The organism is Ruegeria sp. BB6 (genome assembly GCF_056539385.1).
The window spans coordinates 903,920-923,999 of the sequence record NZ_JBQFUW010000001.1 but is presented as its reverse complement, the minus strand read 5'-3'; the positions used below and the strand labels follow the sequence as shown (position 1 = coordinate 923,999).

The following is a 20,080-nucleotide window of genomic DNA, read 5'->3' as shown; positions in this document are numbered from 1 at the left end:
CATTGAATAATCGGTAGGCCAGGCTTCAGCCCGGCACATCGATAAAACTAAAGAAGGCCGCTCCTCACGGGGCGGCCTTTTTACTTGGGTTGGATTGTTTCAAAGGTGCGCAACCTTGCCTTCGCGGGCAATAATGCCCCTGAGCGGCTTAGATGACGCCAGCCAAAACCAATCGAACGATATCTTCGCGTTTCAGGCTACGAGCGCGTAGCTCGGCATCACTCATCAGCCAATAGGCGCGGATTCTGCGGATTGCCGACCGGGTTTCAGACAGTCTGCGCAGGTTGGAACGGACGCGGCGGTTCAGCTGTTGCCACAATGTGGCAGGGCTAAGTACTAGCGGGCGGTATACAGTGGATTTGGGCATGAGAGCGTTTCGTTGCATTTTGATTGAACCAATGCAATTTACGCACCCTTGCTGTTGGCAGCTAGTCCCGCCCAGTCATATCCGCTGTGCGTCTGGTGCAATGGCCCAGCGTTTCGGCCGGGCCATCTTATGCTGATTAGAGTGCAGCCTCTGCCGCTGCGCGAACAGCACGGATATTTTCGCCATATACGTCCGGTTGAGACACCGAACCGCCCTTGAAGACAGCAGACCCCGCAACCAGCACGTCTGCGCCCGCAGCCGCGACAAGAGGGGCGGTTTTCGGGTCCACTCCGCCGTCAATTTCGATGTGGACGGGGCGATCTCCGATCATCTGGCGCAGGCGGCGGACCTTTTGGGTCATGTCGATGAATTTCTGTCCGCCAAAACCGGGGTTTACGGTCATTACGCAAACCAGATCGGTCAGGTCCAGCAGATGCTCGACCGACTCGGCCGGGGTGCCGGGATTGAGGGCGACACCAGCCTTCATGCCAGCGGCGCGAATGGCCTGTAACGTGCGGTGCGTATGTGGGCCAGCCTCGACATGGGCGGTCAGGATATCCGCGCCGGCATCGGCATAGGCTTGGATATACGGATCGACGGGCGTGATCATCAGGTGCACGTCCATCACTGTTTTTACGTGCGGACGAAACGCTTTGACCGCGGGCGGGCCAAAGGTCAGGTTTGGCACGAAATGGCCATCCATCACGTCAACATGGACCCAATCGGCGCCCTGCGCTTCGATCGCCTGAATCTCGGCGCCGAAGTTGGCGAAGTCGGCGGACAGGATCGACGGAGCGATTTTGATGCTGCGGTCAAAGGACATGTTTGGCCTCGTGTCAGGAAATAGAGTCGGCTCGCGTATACCTGCGATAGCCAGAGAAGGGTAGAGCCTACGGCAGCGAGCGCTGCGTTACAAAACTTTCACCCAACCGACACACAGCCGTTGAACACCGCCTTTAGCTAGCCGCCAACACATTTGGGGGTGGCTCGTGCTGCGAATTGAAAAACTGACGAAACGATTTGGCGAGAACACGGCTGTGGATGCGGCCTCGCTGGACGTCGATAGGCCGTGCATGATCGGCATCATTGGACGCTCGGGCGCAGGTAAATCGACCCTCTTGCGCATGGTCAACCGCCTGACAGACGCCAGCGACGGCAAGATCATTTTTGAAGGTCGCGACGTTACCAGACTGAGGGGTCGCGAAAAGCGTGCATGGCAGGCCGATTGCGCGATGATCTTTCAGCAGTTCAATCTGGTGCCACGCATGGATGTGGTGTCGAACGTGCTGCACGGTACCCTGAATCGTCATTCGACGCTGGCGACCATGTTCAACCTGTTCCCGATGGAGGATATCCACCGCGCCATCGACATTCTGGACCGTCTGGGCATTGCAGAACACGCGCCCAAACGGGCCGAGGCATTGTCGGGCGGTCAGCAGCAACGCGTCGCCATTGCGCGGGCCTTGATGCAAGACCCCAGCATCATACTGGCGGATGAACCTATCGCCTCGTTGGACCCGATGAACGCGCAGGTGGTGATGCAGGCGCTGCGCCGCATCCACGAAGAGGACGGCCGGACGGTGATCGCCAACCTGCACACGCTGGACACCGCGCGCCGCTATTGCGACCGAGTCGTCGGGATGCGCGACGGACGTATCGTTTTCGACGGCCTTCCCGAGCAACTGACCACCGGCGTCGCGCGTGAGATTTACGGTGCCGATGCCAGCTTCTCGGAAGAGGCGACCTCGACCGAGATCGAGACGCTCGGCACCACCCAAAAGGCTCTGATGGAAGCCGAGGCGACCATCTAAGCCGATCCCCCTTTCATCGACCGGCCGATGAAAGGCCGGCATATCAAACCGGAGAGAGACAGATGAAAAAACTGATTGCTGCCCTTGTTGCGACGACCGCAATTGCCGCCCCAGCGACGGCTGCGGACATCAACGAATTCCGCATCGGTATTCTGGGCGGCGAGAACGCTCAGGACCGTCTGAACAACAACGAATGCCTGCGTGAATACACAGAAGAAGTGTTGGGTGTAGAAACCAAGCTGTTTGCGCCTGCCGATTATGACGGCGTGATCCAGGGTCTGCTGGGCGGCACCATCGACATGGCGTGGCTGGGTGCCTCGGGCTATGCGAAAACCTACCTGTCTGACCCCGAAGCGGTTGAGCCGGTTCTGGTCAAGGTCAACACCGACGGCGGCTATGGCTACTACTCGATTGGATTTGCCCGCAAGGACAGCGGCATCACCTCGCTGGACGACATGAAGGGCAAAACCTTCGGCTTTGGCGATCCGAACTCGACCTCGGGCTACCTGATCCCGTCGATCGAAATTCCTGCCGCGACTGGTGCGACCATGGAATCAGGCGACTATTTCGGTGAAGTCAAATTCACCGGCGGTCACGAGCAGACCATTGTTGCCGTAAATAACGGCGACGTGGATGGCGGCGTGACCTGGGCTGACGGTCTGGGCGATTGGGAAGACGGCTTCAACTCGGGCGCTCTGCGTCGTGCGGTTGACGCGGGTCTGGTCGACATGAACGACATGGTCCTGATCTGGCAGTCCAAGCCGATCCCCGAAGGCCCCGTCGTTCTGCGCACCGCTTTGCCTGCGGATGTCAAAGAGAAGATGACCGCTCTGATGGCAGGTCTGGCCGAGAAGGATCGCGAGTGTTTCTACGGCGTTGCCGCGGGTGAAGCAAAGGCGTTCGAGCCGATCACCCACGACGCCTATGAGATCATCATCGAAGCGCGCAAGCTGAAGTCCAACTAAGCCTGCGCCCCCCAAAGACCGGGGTCCGGTTATCCTAGCCGGGCCCCGTTTTTCCACTCAGGAGCATTCCATGACAGACCTGACCGCAGGGTCCACGGCCATCGACCAGATCCGGGCCGACTATACCGAGATGACACGACGCAAGCGGGTCTATGGTGGTATCCTTCTGATCGTATTCGTGGCGTTGATGGCCGCAGGGTTTCGCACCGCCGATGACCGCAACGCAGGCAGCTTTGCGGACGGCTGGCACCGAGTCTTTGACTACCCCGCCGAAGTTCTGTCTGAGGCTTGGGATAAGATCGACGCGCTGCCTGCCAACCTGATCAAGTTCTTCCCGGCACTGGTCGAGACGATCAACATCGCTGCTGCGTCCACGTTGATCGGCACCATCGCGGGGACTTTTCTGGCACTGATGTGCACGCGTGGAATGGCGCCTTGGCCTGCTCTGATCCCGCTGTTCCGGCGTATTGCCGATATCTGCCGGGCAATCCCCGAGATCGTGATCGCTCTGGTCCTGATCTTCATTCTGGGCGGCGGGCCGGTGCCCGCGATGATCGCCATCGCCATCCACACAGCCGGTGCATTGGGTAAACTGTTTTCCGAGGTGAACGAGAACGCCTCGCTGAAGCCGGTCGAAGGGCTGCACTCGGTCGGCGCCAACTGGTCACAGCGCATGTATCTGGGTGTGATCCCGCAGGTCGGGCCGAACTATGTCAGCTATGCCTTGCTGCGGTTCGAGATCAACATCCGAGCCTCGGCCATTCTGGGCTTTGTCGGCGCGGGCGGTCTGGGGTATGAGCTGCGCAACTCGATGTCGTGGGGGCAGGGGCGCTATGATGAGGCCGCCGCGATCTTTCTGCTGCTGTTTGTCACCATCGTTGTCGTTGACCAAATCTCGGGCCATCTGCGTGATCGCCTGACCCACGGATCCGAGAAAGGAGCGCGGGCATGAGTACCTTCGCCACGAACCTGACCATCGACGCGCTGAAAGCCGAAACTGACCATCTATTCAGCCGCAAACGTCTTGTGAATTTCGGTCTGCCTTCGCTGGTGCTGGCTTATCTGATCTACGTTTTCTTTGCCTTCGACATGCCCGGCCTGGCCGAGCGTGCGAACTGGGGAAACGGCAAGACTCTGGTGGCCGACAGCTACAGCTACAAGACACATATCGCGCGTGACAATCGCACCGGCGAAGTCTCGGCCGCGATCGAAGGCGAGCGCAAGGGAGCCTACCCCGAGGGCGAAGCTCCGGGTTGGGTCAGGCTGGGTGAAACCACAGTGATTGATCTGGAGGATGGCCACGTTGTGCGGTTCGGCCCCGAGACCGTTGAATACGACATCCCCGGCTACGGCACCGTGCGAGCAACGCCGACTCGCGCAGCAGGCGTACAGGCCGAACTGCCAGCGGGTGACGTGCCGGAATGGATCAATGTCACGAAGAACCGGATGGCGATCACGACGGATGCCGGGCGCCTGACGGTGACGCGGAACCGCTCGGAAGTGTTTCGGTATTTCACCGGGTGGGAGCTGTTCTTCTTCACCCTCGACAGCCCCTATTACGGCAAGTCTTTCCCGCAACTAGTCGGGCTGGCCGCAAATGGTGAGGTCGGGGCGATCCTGAATGATTTCTGGACCAACAAGATGTGGCGGCATCAGGACGTAGCCTGGGCGATCTTCGAGACGATCCTGATGGCCTTCCTCGGTACGCTGGGTGCAGGCATAGTGGCGCTGCCGCTTGCCTTCCTTGCAACGCGCAACTTTAACCCGCTGAGGTCTGTTCGGTTTCTGACCCGCCGCGTGTTCGATTTTGTCCGTGGCGTGGACGCCTTGATCTGGACCGTCGTGCTGGCACGCGCGTTTGGCCCCGGACCGCTGATGGGCGCGCTGGCCATTCTGGTGACAGATACCGGAACCTTCGGCAAAATCTTCTCAGAAGCGTTGGAGAACGTCGATCAGAAGCAGATCGAGGGCGTCCAGTCCACAGGGGCCAACGCGCCACAACGGTATCGATTCGGCGTGATCCCGCAGGTGACGCCCGTGCTGCTCAGCCAGTTGCTGTATTTCCTTGAATCCAACACACGCAGCGCGACCGTGATCGGTGCCATCACGGGTGGCGGGATCGGCTTGCTGCTGACGCAAGCGATCATAACGCAAAAGGACTGGGAAGAGGTCGCCTATTACATCGTCCTGATCATCCTGATGGTCATGTTGATGGATTGGTTCTCGGGTTGGTTGCGCAGGCGTCTGATCCAGGGGGAAACTGCGCCCAAACGTAAGAAGGCGGAGCCTGTCAAAGCTGGCTGAGTTGGCGCAGGTAGAAGGATCAAAGGATCGCGTGTTTTCGCGCAGCGCTGCCGGATTTTCGCGCGCTGGGGGCCGAGGCGTTTTGGGAAGTTCCCGCCTGCTGATGCTGCCGACCTTGGTTGCTGCTGTTAAACAGTACTGATTTCCTGTCAGTCCTCGTTCAGTGTGAGCGTCACGCGTTCACCCGCGAACACTGTTCGGCCAAATTCCACGGGCACGCCATTTGTGTCGGCGTTAATCCCTGTGGAAAACAGAACCGGGGCCCCTTCGGTCAGGCGAAGGTGTAGCGCTTGCGTGGCTGTCGCAGCCCGGGCCGTCAGGCGGGTTGAGACTCGGGTGTAGTCCTGCACGCCGCACACTTGCAGGGCTTTTGTCACCGATTGCGTCTCGGATAGGGCCACGAGGATATTGGGCAGGCGGTCCGCTGGAAAAACGCTTTGAAACAGGCCAATCGGCTGGCCGTCAGCCAATGACAGGCCATCGTAGACATGAACAGTTGCGCCCGGCTCAAGCTGCAGCGCCTCGGCTTCGGCGTCGTCTGCTGTTCGGGTGGTGAGTGTCAGGATCCTCTTTCCCGGGATTTTGCCGCTGGCCGAAATGCTCTTGTGATACCTGACGCGCTTTCCGATCGGGTAGTCCGTCGGACGCGCGGTCACGAATACACCCGCACCGCGCCTTGAATGCACCAATCCCTGTTCGGCCAGGTCCGACAATGCGCGACGAACGGTATGCCTGTTGACGCCATGCTGCGAGGCCAGCTGCGCCTCGGTCGGAAGTTGATCGCCGGTTTTGTATCGCCCTTCGGCGATGTCCGTCGTCAGGCTTAACGCGATGCTTTTCCAGACCGGAGTTTTACTCATGTCACCAAATCTTCACAGTATCCCGGATTGCGAGTCGCCTCGGTCGGGTGTAATATTTGTCTAGTTGTATAGTTGATATAGACAACCCAGCCAAGAGGGTTTGATGGCGGATCAGATGAAAACAGAAGATATCGCGCGCAAGGAATGGATGGGTATTCTGGCCCGTGTGCCGTCCGAGGCGCTGATGGCGAAATGGGCCGAGTTCGACCTGCGCCCCGGCTTTGAGTGGCTTCGCCGACCCGAAGTGGGCGGGGTCATGGTGCGCGGGCGCGCGGGCGGAACGGGCGCGGCCTTCAACCTTGGGGAAATGACGGTCACGCGCTGTTCGCTGGCGCTGGATGACGGGACGGTCGGGCATGGATATGTGCAGGGCCGCTCGAAATCGAAGGCGGAAGTCGCGGCGCTGATTGACGCGTTGATGCAAACCGACGCCGCAGGAAAGGTCCGGTCACAGGTAATCGAACCTCTGACCGAAATGATGCGAGTCGCAAAATCCAACCGCGCGGCAAAGGCAGCCGCCACAAAGGTAGAATTCTTTACTCTGGTTCGGGGAGAGGATTGATGACCACGCAACCCCAGTTCACAGGTGGTTTTAGCGATGCGCCCATTCAGGCTGCGCATGCGTTTCGGGCGGCCATGATAGCGATGGCCCGACCGGGCGACATTCGATCATTGACCGGTGGGCAGCCGCCTAAACCGCTGTCTGTCGCCGCAGGCACGCTATTGCTGACGCTTTGCGATCCTGAGACCAGAGTTCATCTGGCCGGGGCAGCCGATACACCCGCCGTGCGCCAGTGGCTGACATTTCATACGGGCGCACCAGTCACGGGCGCTGACGAGGCGGATTTTGCACTTGGAACGTGGCAGGACCTTGGGCCGCTGACGGCCTATCGGATTGGAACGTCCGAATACCCGGACCGGTCCGCGACCCTGATCGTTGAATGCGCTGAACTGACCAACGCCGGCGCAACGCTCAGTGGTCCGGGGATCAGGGATAAGGCGCGTTTGTCTCTGCCGGGTATCCCAGCTTTGCAGGCCAATTCGTCGTTGTTTCCGCTGGGGTGCGATTTCTTTTTCACCTGCGGCAGCCACGTTGCCGCCCTGCCGCGCAGCACAACAATCCGGTCGGAGGGGTAAGCGATGTATGTAGCAGTCAAGGGTGGTGAAAAGGCCATCGAAAATGCGCATTCCTGGCTGGCCGAGGAACGCCGGGGGTCAACGGATGTGGCCGAATTGAGCATCGCGCAAATCCGCGAACAGCTTTCTTTGGCCGTGAACCGGGTCATGGCCGAGGGGTCTCTGTTCGATCCCGATTTGGCGGCTTTGGCGATCAAGCAGGCGCGGGGCGATCTGATCGAGGCGATATTCCTGATCCGTGCATACCGAACAACCCTGCCGCGGTTCGGGTATTCAAACCCAGTCGTGACGGGTGAGATGCCTTGTGACAGACGAATCTCTGCCACCTTCAAGGATGCGCCGGGCGGACAGGTTCTGGGGCCGACCTTCGACTACACGCACCGTTTGCTGGATTTCAAACTTGCCGCTGAAGGGGAGGTTCCCGACGCGCCGAAAGGCGCTCCGCGCGATGAGCCGACGCCGCATATCACGGAATTTCTGCAGGGCGAGGGGATTATTCAGGATGAGCCCGAAAGCGATGAAACCCCTGACGACTTGACCCGGCAGCCGATGGAATTTCCGTCCAATCGTCCGTTACGGCTTCAATCCCTGACGCGCGGCGATGAAGGCTTTGTGCTGGGCATGGCGTATTCGACCCAGCGCGGATACGCCCGTAACCACGCTTTTGTCGGGGAATTGCGCATCGGCAAAGTCACGGTTGAGATGGACATCCCGGAACTGGGTTTCGCCATCGACATTGGCGAGGTTGAACTGACTGAATGTGAAACGGTCAACCAGTTCAAAGGGTCCAAGACCGAACCGCCTCAGTTCACGCGGGGCTATGGGCTGGTCTTTGGTCAGTCCGAGCGCAAATCCATTGCGATGGCTTTGGTCGATCGCGCCCTCAGGTGGGAGGAACTGGGCGAAGACAACCTGGGCGCCCCGGCGCAGGATGAGGAATTTGTCCTGAGCCATGCCGACAACATTCAGGCCACGGGCTTCCTCGAACATATCAAACTGCCGCACTACGTGGATTTCCAGTCCGAGTTGGAGCTGGTCCGAAAGCTGCGTCGCGAAGCCGAACAGCGCATCACGCCGAAGGAGGCAGCGGAATGAGTGAGTACAACTTTGCCTATCTGGACGAACAGACCAAGCGCATGATCCGCCGTGCCATCCTCAAAGGTTTGGCGGTGCCCGGTTATCAGGTGCCATTCGCCAGCCGTGAAATGCCGATGCCCTATGGCTGGGGCACGGGCGGGGTGCAGGTTTCGGCCGCGACGCTGACCCCGGATGATACGTTCAAAGTGATCGACCAAGGCGCGGATGACACCACGAACGCAGTGTCGATCCGCAAGTTCTTTGAGAACACAGCAGGCGTCGAAACCACCGAGGAAACCGAAAAGGCGAGTGTCATCCAGACCCGCCACCGCATCCCCGAGGCCAAGCTGCGTGAGGATCAGATCCTCGTTTATCAGGTGCCGATCCCGGAACCCCTGCGTTTCCTAGAGCCGCGCGAGACCGAGACACGCAAGATGCACAGCCTTGAAGAATATGGGCTGATGCATGTGAAGCTGTACGAGGACATCAGCCAACATGGGGCTATTTCAACCTCATACGCCTATCCGGTGAAGGTGTCGGGGCGTTATGTGATGGATCCGTCTCCGATCCCGAAATTCGACAACCCCAAGCTTGAGATGGACGCGATCCAATTGTTCGGGGCGGGCCGCGAACAGCGTATCTATGCCGTACCACCGCACACCAAGGTCGTGTCTCTGGATTTCGAGGATTACCCTTTCGAGGCGACAAAAGCCGATCACCCCTGTGATCTGTGCGGGGCCGAGGACAGCTATCTGGACGAGGTTATCACCGATGATGCTGGCGGCCGGATGTTTGTCTGCTCTGACACCGATTACTGCCGGTCCCGACGTGAGGCGGGCCACACAGGTCGCATGACCAAGGAGGTTGCAGCATGACCCCTCTGCTACAAGTCAAAGACATCGAGAAACGATACGGAACCCGGATCGGATGCTCGGGCGTCAGTTTCGATCTTTATCCGGGCGAAGTCATGGGAATCGTAGGTGAAAGCGGTTCGGGCAAGTCGACTTTGCTGAATTGTCTGGCTGGTCATCTGGAGCCTGACGCGGGGCAGGTTGTTTTTGACACGCGCGCGTACGGACCTGTGGATACGGTGACCATGTCGGAACCCGAACGGCGGATGCTGGGCCGGACCGATTGGGCCTTTGTCCATCAGCACGCCCGCGACGGGCTGCGTATGTCCGTCAGTGCAGGCGGTAACATTGGCGAGCGCCTGATGGCCGTCGGCGACCGCCACTACGGTCAAATCCGCGACCGGGCGATTGATTGGCTGGGTCGCGTCGAGATTGACGGCAGCCGTGTGGACGACCGCCCAACCGCGTTTTCGGGCGGGATGCAGCAACGGTTGCAAATCGCGCGTAATCTGGTGACTGGCCCGCGGCTGGTTTTCATGGACGAACCGACGGGCGGGCTGGACGTGTCCGTTCAGGCTCGGCTGCTGGACCTGTTGCGCGGTCTGGTCCGCGAGATGGGTCTGAGCGCTATCATCGTCACCCATGATCTGGCCGTGGTGCGGTTGCTGGCGGACCGGCTGATGGTGATGAAGGACGGCCACGTGGTCGAGGCGGGTTTGACCGATCAGGTTCTGGACGATCCGCAACATGCCTACACCCAGTTGCTTGTTTCAAGCGTGCTGCAGGTTTGAAGGGATAGGGCAATGATTGAACTGATCGATGTGAACAAAAGCTTTACCCTGCACAATCAGGGCGGCGCGGTCATTCCGGTGATGGAGGGCGCAACGCTCAGAGTCTCGCCCGGAGAATGCGTCGCGCTGACGGGGGCGTCCGGGGCGGGCAAGTCGACCTTGATGCGGGTTATCTACGGCAACTATTTGGCCGCATCCGGGCGGGTTCTGGTGGGTGGCTTGGATGTGGCACAGGCCGAGCCGCGCCAGATCTTGGCGCTTCGGCGCGATACACTGGGATATGTCAGCCAGTTCCTAAGGGTTGTTCCGCGCGTTCCAACGCTCGAGGTGGTGGCGGAACCGTTGCTTGCAATCGGAACCGAAAAGCAGGCGGCGCTGGATCGGGCGGCCGCATTGCTGGCCCGGTTGAACATTCCCGAACGGCTCTGGCAGCTTAGCCCAACGACGTTTTCAGGCGGCGAACAGCAGCGCGTGAACATTGCACGTGGCTTTGCGCACTCATACCCCGCGATGCTGCTGGACGAGCCGACCGCCTCGCTGGACGCCCAAAACCGCGAGACAGTGCTGTCGCTGATCGAGGAGGCCAAAGAGCGCGGCGCAGCCATAGTTGGCATCTTTCACGATGTCGAAGCACGCAACCGCGTGTGTGATCGGGAAATCGACGTGTCAGGTTTCACGCCGGGCAAGGCAGCATGACCCGTGCCCCTGTCATAGCGGTTGTTGGCCCATCCGGGGTAGGCAAGGACAGCGTGATGGAGGCGCTGGTTGCGCGCGCGCCGGGAATTTTAAGAGTGCGGCGCGTGATTACCCGGCCCAAGGGCGAGGAAGGTGAGGATTTTGACAGGGTCACAGACGATGCCTTTCAGCGCATGGTGGCCGAAGATGTGTTTGTCCTACACTGGTCGGCGCATGGGCTGAAATATGGTGTGCCCCGTTCGATCGAGACCTTCAGGCAGACCTCGGATGCGGTGCTTGTGAACCTGTCCCGCTCGGTCCTGCTTCGGGCGCAGGAGGAATTCGGCGATTTGGTCGTAATCTCACTAACCGCCGATCCCGGGGTTCTTGCCCAAAGACTTGCAACGCGGGGGCGCGAGAGTGCAGCCGAACAAGGACGGCGTCTCGCACGCGCCGAAACCAGTTTGCCCTCGGGCCTTGCGCAGGTCTTTGAGGTCGATAATTCCGGCCCTTTGGATCAGACGATTGGTACCATTCTGACCCGGCTTCAACCAGAAAGGGCGTAGCGATGGATCATGTGAAAACGCCCATCCTCAGCCTCGCCCACAAGGGTCAGATCATTGATCTGAAACGGGTTTGGCAACAGGGGCACAAGCCGGTCTTCAAGCGTAGTCTGCACCGTGGTCAGCGTAGGTTTGTCCAATCGCCCACTGAGCGTGATGTGAAAGCGAAACGCCTCCATCACGTAGGGATAGCCCCATTGCACGAGATTGGCCTCTTGCTCCGGCCTCAGACCGGCACCGCGCCGACGGTCAAGTTCAGATTGCGGCGCAGGCGCGCGAAACGCGTCCAGTTCCCGCACGCAGCCTGCGGCCAAAGCGTTCAGGTCGGCGGTGTCTCCGACCGGGCGAAGGGCCAGAAACCGCCCCAGCCGCGCGATTTCAAGCCCGTCCAGCACCACGGGCGCGCGTGTGGCAGCAAATTCGGCACAAGCCGCGTGCAGACTGTCGAGCGATTGCCCCTGCGCCAAACGAAACGGAGGCTTCATCGTCGCATGCAGCCCGTATTTACGCGGAACTTCCGTCACCGAGGAAACGTTAATCCCAGCGATGTCCGGATGTGCAACAGGCTGTCCGGTTTCCATGTCCCAACCCAGCCATTGGGTCGCAAACCTTGTCCAACCGGCCTCAGCCGGGGGCGCAAAATAGATCGCGTATCGCGTGAATGTCACATTGGCCTCCTATGCGTGGCCTTCCCAATAGCTCAAACCGTGTGAAGTTCAGATGACAGAAGAAATGATCCTTGCCAATGCCACACTCGTTCTTCCCAACGAGACGCTAACAGGCAGCGTTCGGATTGCGGGTGAGACAATTGTCGAGGTCGCGTCGGGTGCCGCGATTCCCGCAGGTGCGATTGACTGCGACGGGGATTTTGTCTGCCCCGGACTGGTCGAATTGCATACCGACAATCTGGAACGTCACATTCAGCCGCGCCCAAGGGTAGACTGGCCCCATGCCGCGGCCATCCTCGCGCATGATGCTGAACTGGCCAGCACCGGGATCACCACCGTGTTTGACGCCATGCGCATCGGCTCGATCCCGAGCGGCCAACGCTACAAGAAATATGCGCGTGACCTGTCCCGCGAGCTTTGGAATTTGCGCGAGCAGGACGCGCTAAAGATCAGTCACTTCCTTCACCTTCGGGCAGAGGTTTGTTCCGAGACACTGGTCGAGGAGCTTGACGAGTTTGATGCGGGCGATCGTGTGGGCCTTGTGTCGCTGATGGATCACACGCCCGGCCAGCGACAGTTCCGGGACATGGCCCAGCTTGAGGCGTATATGAAGGGCAAGCACGGCATGAATGATGACGACTTTCTTCAGCATGTCGCCCAACTCAAATCGCTGCGCGAACGCTTTGGCGACAGGCACGAAGTCGAGACGGTTAAGGCCGCCCGGCGCTTTGGTGCGATGCTGGCCAGTCACGACGATACCACGGATGCCCAAGTGCGCATTTCCGCAGGGCATGGGATTACGCTGGCCGAATTCCCCACAACCGTTGAGGCTGCCCGAGCCTGCCACGACCACGGTATTAAGGTGATGATGGGTGCTCCGAATGTGATCCGGGGCGGGTCGCATTCCGGCAATGTCGCGGCGCATGAGCTTGCCGAACTCGGACATCTGGACATTTTGTCGTCAGACTATGTGCCCGCCGCCCTGCTGCTGTCGGCGGCCCGATTGGGCGAGATGTGGGGTGATATGGCGCGCGGATTGCGGACCGTGACGCAGACGCCTGCACAGGTCGTCGGGCTGGATGATCGCGGCGAATTGCGCGCCGGAGCCCGCGCGGACGTCATTCGGTTCCGACTGCGTGAGGGCGCACCTGCACTCAACGGTGTTTGGTCGCGTGGTCGCCGTGTGGCCTGATCAGGCCATGTAGAACAGATACCGGTCCGGGGCGATGGTGTCCGGGCCGCTGATCTGGTCAAATCCCACCAAGGGCTGACCCGAGATCAACAGTCCGCCAGGTCGCATCACCTGCGCTATGAGGGGACTTAGACGAGCGGCTTCGGCCACGTCCTCGTCCTTGATACCGCGCCCGAAATCATAATGTGCCATCGCGATTTTTTGCCCGCCTGCAGCCAGCTTCTTGAGCATGGGTTCCGCTTCGCCCTGCAGAAAGTCCTCTGCTGGCGGAGTACTGGACGGGTGGCATTGCAGAACCCGGTCCATCACCCAGATGCGGCGATCCGGCAGGATTTCCCTAAGGTGATCATAGGTTCGACCGTTTCCCAGACCCATGTCCAGAACGTCTCCGGTCATGTCGGATATCTGTTCGGCGGCCCAGTTCAGCCCATCGCGTTGGGCCGTCAGGCGGCGCAGCATGGAATCCAGTCGGCTCATTCAGGTCTCCGTCTCGTGTCGTTCTGCTGCGCGGTCCAGATGACGGCAGGCCCATCCAATAGCCGGTGCAGCAGGTCTTGCGTGAATGTCCAGACGTCTTCGTCGTGAACAAGGTGATGGGTCAGAACGCCAAAGGGTTCAGTATTGTCGGTACGCCCTTGGCGGCGATCCCGCAGCAGGTCCACGGCTTGTTGGATCAAGGTATCCGAAGCGACCAATCCCCGTGTCCCACGCCAGTCAATCGGATCTAGATGCGTATTAACCTGTAGCAGTCCTGACACAGGGTAAGCGGTCTTTCGCGGCGTGGCAGTCGACAGAAACCGGTAGCCCAAATCAGGCAGTCGTTTTACGAAGTCCGGGGCAATTCGGTTCCAGGGCGGCACGAACATCGGGCACAAGCGCTCGCCGAACGCAGCATTCAGTCGGTCCAGCCCGGCTTGCGCGTCCTCCAGTATCTCTGACACGGGTCGGTGCAGCCGGAATTCCGACTTTTTCTCGCCCTGCGGCGCGTGGTTTTGATGTGCCCATCCATGAACAACCGGGATCAGGCAGGGATTGTCCAAGACATGCCCCGTCAGTGCGTCGTCAGCGTCTCGTGGGATCATCGCCAGATGCACTGGCAAACCAAGCCTATCTGACAGGGCGGTCAGACGATCAAGCTGCGGAGTGATGGTAACTGCGTCGTCGTCACGCCACCATAGGGGCAGCGACAGGCCCGTGCTCTGCCAAACCTCAAGCTCGACCATCAAGGGACGCCAATCGACGATCATTTGCGCTGCTCCAAGAGGGTCTTGGCGATGTCCACGGACTTTGCGGCCCCGTCAAACCCAAAATCTGCGGTTGGCCTGAGGGGGGCATCAATAACGCGGCCCACCGCCATCGCCAACGTGTCGCCGTTTAGGTCCTGACTTGGTAGAACGTCGATCGCGGGTAAGTTAGACAGGCTTTCTCCGCGCAGCGTCTGCTCAACCTCTTTGCCATCATCGAATGGCACGAATACCGCGGGTGTCCCCGCCTGAAGGATGTCGAGCGCGGTATTGTATCCGCACATGCTGACCGATGCGGCCGCGTGGGGCAGCATCTGGCGGAAATCGGGCCGCACCTTTTCGAGGGTTACGGGGGCGTCGCCAACGTATTGGGACAGGTGATCGATGCGCGCGCTTGCGTCCTGTCCACCGACCAGCAGGCGCCAGCGCCTGTTGGACATCTTTCGGGCGGCTTCGATAGCCGCACGAAAGATCGGTTGCCCCACCGATCCCCCTCCGGCGCTGACAAGCACTTCGCCCTGACCCAGCGCGCCGGGGTGCGGATCAGGGGCTTTGGGCGCAACAAAGCCCGTGTAGAATAGCCGTTTTTCAAGCTGTTCCGAGACCGGCCAGCTTAGGTCCAACGGGACGACCTTCCGGTCGGAATGAACCAAAATACCGTCGTAGCTGTCCAGCACGATCTGCTCGGTGCGTTCGGCCTTTGAGGGCTTGGATGGCGGGGCGAGTATATCCCGCACAGACCCCAAAATAACGGGTTTGACGGGCAGTTCCTGTGCCGCGTCAAGCGCTGCGGTGAACTCATCCGTCAAGGACCTGCGTCCAAAGGGGTAAAGCTCGGTGATCAGAATATCCGGGGCGAAGGATCGCACTGCCTCTACCAGAGCCCGTTTGCGCGCCTGCATATAGGCATCATCCGCAACGTCGCCTGTTTGCGTCAGCAGCCGCGTGAAATCCGTACCGTCTGACCGTAAGGGTGGCAACCCAAGCAGCGTTATCCCGGCGCTATCCAGTTGCGGTGCTGGCATTCCGCCGGACACCAGAAGAACCTGATGACCATCTTGCACAAAGGCCCGCCCCAGCGTGAGCGCGCGGCTCAGGTGCCCTGTCCCCAGCAGATGGGTGACGACGATCATCACTTTCATTCGGGAACCTCTGCCCGGATCAGGCGGACGGGCTCGGTGTCAGGGCGCATTGTATCCATATCAACGATATACAGGCGGTTGCGCTTGATTTTGAAGGGGGGGACGCCGCTAAAATCCCACCCCCAGGCCATCGCCAGAATGACCCGCATAATACCGATATGACAGACCGCAACGGTATCACCACGCAGTGAGTCCAGCCATGGGCGCAAACGCAACCTTACTTCCGCAGGGCTTTCCCCGTTCGGAGGTCGAAAACCCCATCCCCAATCCTCGATATGGCGGTAGCCGCTGCCTGTATCCGCGATCAGGTCGACACCGCGCAGGCCTTCCCAGTCACCCCAGTTCATTTCGGTCAGCGCAGCGGACATCATTGGGTCCTGCCCCGATACCAGTTGGGCCGTTTCTCGGGCCCGCGCAAGTGGGCTGGACCAAATGGCCGCCGTGTCCCACGGTTGCGGTAGGCGATAGGTCGACAAGTCCTGACGCGCATCTTCGTCCAGTTGGATGTCGCTGCGCCCCTGTATGCGACCGGCGCGGTTCCATTCCGTATGTCCATGGCGCAGCAGTGCAAGGCGGGTCATTGGCGTCTCTCAATCAATGGGCGTGCGGCCTTCCAGAACCTGTCCGTGGCCGCGGGCATAAGGTGTCGCGCGGCCATTCGTTCACGCGATATACGTCCGATCGAAAGGCGCAGCGGCTTGTCATTCAGCACGTTTTGAATACGCGCAGCCAGCGCAGATGGGCCTGCGTCCGGCGACGGATAATCACCCGGAGCCAAAACATCACGAACGCCCGGCCGGTCCTGCGCCACCACCGGCACCCCATTGGCCTGTGCTTCCAGATAAATCATTCCATACGCCTCATTCACGCCGGGCCAAACCAGCAGGGACGCGGTTTGGTAATGCGCCTGCAGCGCGTCCCGATCTAGCTGGCCTAGAAAGTGCACCTTTGATCCGAAGGGGGCCATCAACGCCTCGACCGCTGCGCGGGCCGGACCGTCGCCTGCGATTTTGAGAGTCCAATCGCCCTGCAAATGACCCAATGATTGCGCCAAAATCTCATATGAGGCCAGCTTATCGCCGTGCCGCATCATTCCAACGGTCAGCATCGGCCCTGTGCAGGTCGATGGGGTCGGTAGCACTGAAAGTGGCAGGAACGGAGGCAGTTCCACCAGGCGTTGCGCTCCAAACTTTTCCCGTTCCAGCGTAATGAGGTCGTTGGCCGTGTGATAATAAATCACCTGCGCGGCGTCGCATGCATCGTGCGCAGCTTGCGCGAACCCGGCCCACCGGCCTTTCAACCGGCTTGTGGCGCGGGTGCTTTCCAATTGCACATAGGGGATGTTGCGGGCTTTGCACACGCGGGGACCCAGCAGGTCCGGCGCCTTGTAATAGTTGTGATAGGTCACCCAAAGCGCTGTATCCGCAGGCAACTCTGCAATCAACCTTTGCGCCTCTGTCTCGGCTTGAGCGCGCAATTCCTCTTGGACTTTGGCGTCGCCGGTCTTGTCGTAGATGCGCAGGCGCGACACCAGATCAACCGTGTCACCTTGCGCGCCAATTGCCTGCATCAGGTTGCGTGCCATTTCACGATCACCAGACGGCACCGGGCTGTCCGGTGATTTCATCGGAGTGTAAAAGGCGACGCGCGCCATCAGTCCGGGCCCGCGCCTAGGGCGCTGAGCCGTTCGGAAAGACGCGCGATGCCCGGATCCATCCGAAACTCGGCGATGAGCCTGTCATAGGCGGCGTTTGCCATCGCTGCGGTTCCGTCGGGATTGTCGGCCATCTGGATCATGGCTGCGGCAAGGGCGGCAGGATCATCGTCTGATAAAACGCCGTGCCGACCGGTTTCGATGAATTCCGGGATCGCTGAGACGGGTGTGGACAGGATCGGCAGGCGCTGGGACGCGGCCTCCATCAGCACGTTGGGCAAGCCGTCCCGGTCGCCGTCCGACGCGACGCGGCTGGGCAGCACAAACAAGTCGGCCTCGCGCATCGCGGCGATGACTTCTGGTTGGTCGCACGCGCCTTTCCACGTGATCCGAAGTGCGACCCCGGCGGCCCGGGCGCGTTCCTGCAGGACCTTTCCCAAAGTCCCGCCGCCGATATGCGTCCAGCGCCAGTTCAGTTCGTCTGGCAGCATGGCGAACGCGTCGATCAGGCGGTCGAACCCTTTCTTTTCAACCAACCGACCAACGGACAGCATATGAAACGGATCACCCGAGGCGCGGGGTTTGCGATCTGGCGGGTGCGGGAAGCGTGTCAGGTCCAACCCGTGATAGATCAGATCGACCCGCTTTGGATCGTCGGCCAGACTGCGCAGGTGTTCCGCGCCGACTGCGGTACAGGTTGCGCCAAACGCGGCACCGTGCGTGCTGGCCTGCAGCTTTTCGGACTTTTCCCAATCGGGGGATGTCCAAATGTCCTTGGCGTGCGCAGAAAAGCTCCAGGGCAGGCCGCGCATGATGGCTGCATAGCGGGCGACGGATGACGGCGTATGCATGAAATGGGCATACATCACCCGCGTGGCCTGCGGCAGTTCGGCGGCCAGAACGCATGCCTGCCCAAAGCGTCGAATGCGGTTATGCGTCGGGTCGCGGCGCAGATCAGCGCGCCAGACCCGATAGGCTTCGGCGTAGCCGGGCAAGCCTTGGGCCACGCGCCGGGCGGCCCAGACGCGATCAGGCTCTTGGTAAAGGTATTCGGGCAAGTACTTCACCTGACCCTTGAACCGATCATGCAGCGGGTGACGTTTCACATCTGTCGGATGCCTTAGGGACCAGATGTCAAAGCGATGACCTGCATCCTGCAAGGCAACCAGTTCTTGCGCGATGAACGTCTCGGACAGGCGCGGCCACCCTTTGACCAGCACCGCTAGTTTCGGAGGCTTGGACGTCATCCGGTGGCCCGTTCCCGCTCACCACCCAGCAGGGCGTCAATCCGGCTGGTGACATAGTCCAGCCCATCCAGCAGCCCGTCCTGAATTGCCTGAGAGGGCAGCGGCTGATGAGGCAGGGCGCGGATCGCCTGAACCATCGCGTCCGTTGTCAGCCCGTCCCGGCTTTCGTCCAGCATGCGAACCAGCCCCAGACCCTCGGCACGTGAGGCGCGAATCCACTGTTCCAGCCTTGGTGTCGTGCGCGGAACAATGACCGCGCGTTTGTCGAAAGACAGGACCTCGCAGAAGGTGTTGTAGCCGCCCATGCAGACCACGCCGGCAGCGCCCGCAAACAGCGTTTCGATCTGGGATTCAAAGCCCACGGCTGTCACGCGGCCATTCAGGGCGGCGACGCGGGTTTCAAAGTCCTCGCGCAATTCGCCGGACAGGAAGGGGCCATAGACCAGCACGGCCCGCGGCGAAAGGTCTGGGTCCTGTTCGTAGGCGGACAGGACAAGGTTAACCATCGCCTTGCCGTCGCCACCGCCACCCGGCGTGATCAGGATATAGGGCTGTTCGGGCGGTTCGCCCACGGGCCCCAGATCGCGACGCAGATAGCCCGTCCAATGGATACGAGATTGTGCGGCCGGGCTAAGCGGCAAACCACTGGTGGGGTCATAGATCGACCGCAAGCCGTAAACCCAGATTTCGTCATAGTACTTTTCGGTCGCTGTAACGGCTTCTTTCCGGTCCCACTCGGCAGCGAGAACTTCGGGTTCATCCAGAACGTCGCGCAGCCCCAATACCAAACGCGTGTCTTTGGTCTGGTACAGCGTTTCAAGCGTTGGCAGCAGTTCACCGCGAAACCCGGTGGGCTCTTTGTCGACAATCAGAACATCGGGTTCAAACTGCTGGACCGCAGTCTGAATCAAACCGGCCCGCAATTCCGTCACCTCTTCAATGCCCATGCCCATCGTCTGTGAGGCATAAGACCCGTCGGCCCGTTTCGTTACCCCGGGCAGGCGGACATGGTCCACGCGGCGTGGAAATGTAAATCGCCCCGCAACAGGCGATCCCGTCAGGATCAGTGCCGAGGCGCTAGGATCGGCCTGCGTGATCGCCGAGGCCAAGGCGCGAGACCTGCGCAAATGGCCCAGTCCGAACGTATCGTGGCTGTAGAACAGGATGCGGGGCGCACGGCCGATTGTATCGTTTTGTCTTCCTAGGCTCATGCTTTCGCCTGTATTTGTGTCTCGGTGCAACTCCGCGCGCTAGCACCTGTATCGTATATGTTTTACGCCCGCTTGCAAAAACTCGGTCGTGACGAGCCAAAACCGAAAACCATTGCGATTTGGCTACATGTTACAACAGTTTTTCCAGAGGTTCCCTGTTCTAAATCAAACGCAAAATCCGCACCCTTTGCGCACCTTGCTCGTTTGCTCATATTCAGTTTTTTCCCGGTTGAAAACACTTCAATGATACTCATTGCGCCGGGAACACGGGAGGACACGATATTGGGAAGCGAATGTTTGATGATTTGAACACAGCTACGC

General features: G+C 60.2%; 23 protein-coding genes. 12 read left to right on the top strand and 11 right to left on the bottom strand.

Going from position 1 to position 20,080, the window contains the following annotated elements; genetic code table 11:
* Positions 1–148: 148 nt before the first annotated feature.
* Together ACR0B7_RS04510 and rpe are read right to left on the bottom strand one after the other, a co-directional pair.
* Positions 149–367, bottom strand: coding sequence for a hypothetical protein (locus ACR0B7_RS04510; protein WP_170484315.1), 219 nt, complete (start codon positions 365–367; stop codon positions 149–151).
* Positions 368–503: 136 nt separating this feature from the next.
* Positions 504–1,190, bottom strand: coding sequence for a ribulose-phosphate 3-epimerase (rpe, locus tag ACR0B7_RS04505; protein ID WP_170484317.1), 687 nt, complete (start codon positions 1,188–1,190; stop codon positions 504–506).
* Between the two features lie 166 nt (positions 1,191–1,356).
* Here rpe and phnC point away from each other — a divergent pair, with 166 nt between their 5' ends.
* From phnC to phnE (ACR0B7_RS04485), 4 genes are all read left to right on the top strand, one after another.
* Positions 1,357–2,178: a phosphonate ABC transporter ATP-binding protein gene (phnC, locus tag ACR0B7_RS04500; protein ID WP_170484319.1), complete on the top strand. Its 822-nt coding sequence runs from the start codon at positions 1,357–1,359 to the stop codon at positions 2,176–2,178.
* A 62-nt stretch (positions 2,179–2,240) separates the two neighbouring features.
* Positions 2,241–3,143 (top strand): phosphonate ABC transporter substrate-binding protein, encoded by a 903-nt coding sequence (gene phnD / locus ACR0B7_RS04495; protein WP_170484322.1) that lies wholly within the window; start codon positions 2,241–2,243, stop codon positions 3,141–3,143.
* Positions 3,144–3,213: 70 nt separating this feature from the next.
* Entirely contained in the window at positions 3,214–4,095 is an 882-nt protein-coding gene (phnE, locus tag ACR0B7_RS04490; protein ID WP_170484324.1) for a phosphonate ABC transporter, permease protein PhnE, read from the top strand.
* On the top strand, positions 4,092–5,447 hold the full coding sequence (gene phnE, locus ACR0B7_RS04485) for a phosphonate ABC transporter, permease protein PhnE (protein ID WP_170484326.1): 1,356 nt from the start codon (positions 4,092–4,094) through the stop codon (positions 5,445–5,447). Before phnE (ACR0B7_RS04490) ends, phnE (ACR0B7_RS04485) begins: the two co-directional genes overlap by 4 nt.
* A 149-nt stretch (positions 5,448–5,596) precedes the next feature.
* Here the strand turns inward: phnE (ACR0B7_RS04485) and phnF are convergent, their stop codons facing one another.
* Positions 5,597–6,307 (bottom strand): phosphonate metabolism transcriptional regulator PhnF, encoded by a 711-nt coding sequence (phnF, locus tag ACR0B7_RS04480; RefSeq protein ID WP_170484329.1) that lies wholly within the window; start codon positions 6,305–6,307, stop codon positions 5,597–5,599.
* A 103-nt stretch (positions 6,308–6,410) separates the two neighbouring features.
* Between phnF and phnG the strand changes: the two genes are divergently transcribed.
* The 7 genes from phnG to phnN are packed head-to-tail and all read left to right on the top strand — an operon-like array spanning position 6,411 to position 11,404.
* Positions 6,411–6,869, top strand: a complete 459-nt coding sequence (phnG, locus tag ACR0B7_RS04475) for a phosphonate C-P lyase system protein PhnG (protein WP_480680976.1) — start codon at positions 6,411–6,413, stop codon at positions 6,867–6,869.
* Positions 6,869–7,444 carry a phosphonate C-P lyase system protein PhnH gene (phnH, locus tag ACR0B7_RS04470; RefSeq protein ID WP_170484330.1) on the top strand — a complete coding sequence of 192 codons (576 nt, stop codon included), beginning with the start codon at positions 6,869–6,871 and terminating at the stop codon, positions 7,442–7,444. Before phnG ends, phnH begins: the two co-directional genes overlap by 1 nt.
* Before the next feature lie 3 nt (positions 7,445–7,447).
* Positions 7,448–8,539, top strand: coding sequence for a carbon-phosphorus lyase complex subunit PhnI (locus ACR0B7_RS04465; protein ID WP_170484332.1), 1,092 nt, complete (start codon positions 7,448–7,450; stop codon positions 8,537–8,539).
* Complete coding sequence (locus tag ACR0B7_RS04460; RefSeq protein WP_170484334.1) at positions 8,536–9,396, top strand: alpha-D-ribose 1-methylphosphonate 5-phosphate C-P-lyase PhnJ; 861 nt, start codon at positions 8,536–8,538, stop codon at positions 9,394–9,396. Before ACR0B7_RS04465 ends, ACR0B7_RS04460 begins: the two co-directional genes overlap by 4 nt.
* A complete protein-coding gene (phnK, locus tag ACR0B7_RS04455) occupies positions 9,393–10,163 on the top strand; it encodes a phosphonate C-P lyase system protein PhnK (RefSeq protein WP_170484335.1) in 771 nt (256 codons plus the stop codon). Before ACR0B7_RS04460 ends, phnK begins: the two co-directional genes overlap by 4 nt.
* Positions 10,164–10,175: 12 nt before the next feature.
* A complete protein-coding gene (gene phnL, locus ACR0B7_RS04450) occupies positions 10,176–10,859 on the top strand; it encodes a phosphonate C-P lyase system protein PhnL (RefSeq protein ID WP_170484336.1) in 684 nt (227 codons plus the stop codon).
* Positions 10,856–11,404, top strand: coding sequence for a phosphonate metabolism protein/1,5-bisphosphokinase (PRPP-forming) PhnN (gene phnN, locus ACR0B7_RS04445; protein WP_170484337.1), 549 nt, complete (start codon positions 10,856–10,858; stop codon positions 11,402–11,404). The genes phnL and phnN overlap by 4 nt, the downstream gene beginning before the upstream one ends.
* Here phnN and ACR0B7_RS04440 read toward each other — a convergent pair.
* Positions 11,386–12,069 carry a DUF1045 domain-containing protein gene (locus ACR0B7_RS04440; RefSeq protein ID WP_170484338.1) on the bottom strand — a complete coding sequence of 228 codons (684 nt, stop codon included), beginning with the start codon at positions 12,067–12,069 and terminating at the stop codon, positions 11,386–11,388. The genes phnN and ACR0B7_RS04440 overlap by 19 nt on opposite strands.
* 52 nt (positions 12,070–12,121) lie before the next feature.
* Between ACR0B7_RS04440 and ACR0B7_RS04435 the strand changes: the two genes are divergently transcribed.
* Complete coding sequence (locus ACR0B7_RS04435; RefSeq protein ID WP_170484339.1) at positions 12,122–13,261, top strand: alpha-D-ribose 1-methylphosphonate 5-triphosphate diphosphatase; 1,140 nt, start codon at positions 12,122–12,124, stop codon at positions 13,259–13,261.
* Here the strand turns inward: ACR0B7_RS04435 and ACR0B7_RS04430 are convergent, their stop codons facing one another.
* From ACR0B7_RS04430 to ACR0B7_RS04400, 7 genes are read right to left on the bottom strand one after another with little or no spacing between them, the layout of a single operon-like run.
* On the bottom strand, positions 13,262–13,738 hold the full coding sequence (locus ACR0B7_RS04430) for a class I SAM-dependent methyltransferase (RefSeq protein WP_170484340.1): 477 nt from the start codon (positions 13,736–13,738) through the stop codon (positions 13,262–13,264).
* Positions 13,735–14,508 carry a polysaccharide deacetylase family protein gene (locus tag ACR0B7_RS04425; protein WP_170576701.1) on the bottom strand — a complete coding sequence of 258 codons (774 nt, stop codon included), beginning with the start codon at positions 14,506–14,508 and terminating at the stop codon, positions 13,735–13,737. The genes ACR0B7_RS04430 and ACR0B7_RS04425 overlap by 4 nt, the downstream gene beginning before the upstream one ends.
* Positions 14,505–15,647 (bottom strand): glycosyltransferase, encoded by a 1,143-nt coding sequence (locus tag ACR0B7_RS04420; RefSeq protein ID WP_170484342.1) that lies wholly within the window; start codon positions 15,645–15,647, stop codon positions 14,505–14,507. The genes ACR0B7_RS04425 and ACR0B7_RS04420 overlap by 4 nt, the downstream gene beginning before the upstream one ends.
* Entirely contained in the window at positions 15,644–16,228 is a 585-nt protein-coding gene (locus ACR0B7_RS04415) for a histidine phosphatase family protein (RefSeq protein WP_170484344.1), read from the bottom strand. The genes ACR0B7_RS04420 and ACR0B7_RS04415 overlap by 4 nt, the downstream gene beginning before the upstream one ends.
* On the bottom strand, positions 16,225–17,301 hold the full coding sequence (locus ACR0B7_RS04410; protein ID WP_170484346.1) for a glycosyltransferase family 4 protein: 1,077 nt from the start codon (positions 17,299–17,301) through the stop codon (positions 16,225–16,227). Before ACR0B7_RS04410 ends, ACR0B7_RS04415 begins: the two co-directional genes overlap by 4 nt.
* Positions 17,301–18,548, bottom strand: coding sequence for a glycosyltransferase family 4 protein (locus ACR0B7_RS04405; protein WP_170484348.1), 1,248 nt, complete (start codon positions 18,546–18,548; stop codon positions 17,301–17,303). Before ACR0B7_RS04405 ends, ACR0B7_RS04410 begins: the two co-directional genes overlap by 1 nt.
* Positions 18,545–19,759: a hypothetical protein gene (locus tag ACR0B7_RS04400; RefSeq protein WP_170484350.1), complete on the bottom strand. Its 1,215-nt coding sequence runs from the start codon at positions 19,757–19,759 to the stop codon at positions 18,545–18,547. Before ACR0B7_RS04400 ends, ACR0B7_RS04405 begins: the two co-directional genes overlap by 4 nt.
* Positions 19,760–20,080: the final 321 nt, after the last annotated feature.

Excerpts from the sequence above, each read along its gene's own strand:
- ACR0B7_RS04510 (WP_170484315.1), bottom strand. The coding sequence starts at position 367 with ATGCCCAAATCCACTGTATACCGCCCGCTAGTACTTAGCCCTGCCACA.
- rpe (WP_170484317.1), bottom strand. The coding sequence starts at position 1,190 with ATGTCCTTTGACCGCAGCATCAAAATCGCTCCGTCGATCCTGTCCGCC.
- phnD (WP_170484322.1), top strand. The coding sequence starts at position 2,241 with ATGAAAAAACTGATTGCTGCCCTTGTTGCGACGACCGCAATTGCCGCC.
- phnE (WP_170484324.1), top strand. The coding sequence starts at position 3,214 with ATGACAGACCTGACCGCAGGGTCCACGGCCATCGACCAGATCCGGGCC.
- phnE (WP_170484326.1), top strand. The coding sequence starts at position 4,092 with ATGAGTACCTTCGCCACGAACCTGACCATCGACGCGCTGAAAGCCGAA.
- phnF (WP_170484329.1), bottom strand. The coding sequence starts at position 6,307 with ATGAGTAAAACTCCGGTCTGGAAAAGCATCGCGTTAAGCCTGACGACG.
- phnG (WP_480680976.1), top strand. The coding sequence starts at position 6,411 with ATGGCGGATCAGATGAAAACAGAAGATATCGCGCGCAAGGAATGGATG.
- phnH (WP_170484330.1), top strand. The coding sequence starts at position 6,869 with ATGACCACGCAACCCCAGTTCACAGGTGGTTTTAGCGATGCGCCCATT.
- ACR0B7_RS04465 (WP_170484332.1), top strand. The coding sequence starts at position 7,448 with ATGTATGTAGCAGTCAAGGGTGGTGAAAAGGCCATCGAAAATGCGCAT.
- ACR0B7_RS04460 (WP_170484334.1), top strand. The coding sequence starts at position 8,536 with ATGAGTGAGTACAACTTTGCCTATCTGGACGAACAGACCAAGCGCATG.
- phnK (WP_170484335.1), top strand. The coding sequence starts at position 9,393 with ATGACCCCTCTGCTACAAGTCAAAGACATCGAGAAACGATACGGAACC.
- phnL (WP_170484336.1), top strand. The coding sequence starts at position 10,176 with ATGATTGAACTGATCGATGTGAACAAAAGCTTTACCCTGCACAATCAG.
- phnN (WP_170484337.1), top strand. The coding sequence starts at position 10,856 with ATGACCCGTGCCCCTGTCATAGCGGTTGTTGGCCCATCCGGGGTAGGC.
- ACR0B7_RS04435 (WP_170484339.1), top strand. The coding sequence starts at position 12,122 with ATGACAGAAGAAATGATCCTTGCCAATGCCACACTCGTTCTTCCCAAC.
- ACR0B7_RS04430 (WP_170484340.1), bottom strand. The coding sequence starts at position 13,738 with ATGAGCCGACTGGATTCCATGCTGCGCCGCCTGACGGCCCAACGCGAT.
- ACR0B7_RS04425 (WP_170576701.1), bottom strand. The coding sequence starts at position 14,508 with ATGATCGTCGATTGGCGTCCCTTGATGGTCGAGCTTGAGGTTTGGCAG.
- ACR0B7_RS04420 (WP_170484342.1), bottom strand. The coding sequence starts at position 15,647 with ATGAAAGTGATGATCGTCGTCACCCATCTGCTGGGGACAGGGCACCTG.
- ACR0B7_RS04415 (WP_170484344.1), bottom strand. The coding sequence starts at position 16,228 with ATGACCCGCCTTGCACTGCTGCGCCATGGACATACGGAATGGAACCGC.
- ACR0B7_RS04410 (WP_170484346.1), bottom strand. The coding sequence starts at position 17,301 with ATGGCGCGCGTCGCCTTTTACACTCCGATGAAATCACCGGACAGCCCG.
- ACR0B7_RS04405 (WP_170484348.1), bottom strand. The coding sequence starts at position 18,548 with ATGACGTCCAAGCCTCCGAAACTAGCGGTGCTGGTCAAAGGGTGGCCG.
- ACR0B7_RS04400 (WP_170484350.1), bottom strand. The coding sequence starts at position 19,759 with ATGAGCCTAGGAAGACAAAACGATACAATCGGCCGTGCGCCCCGCATC.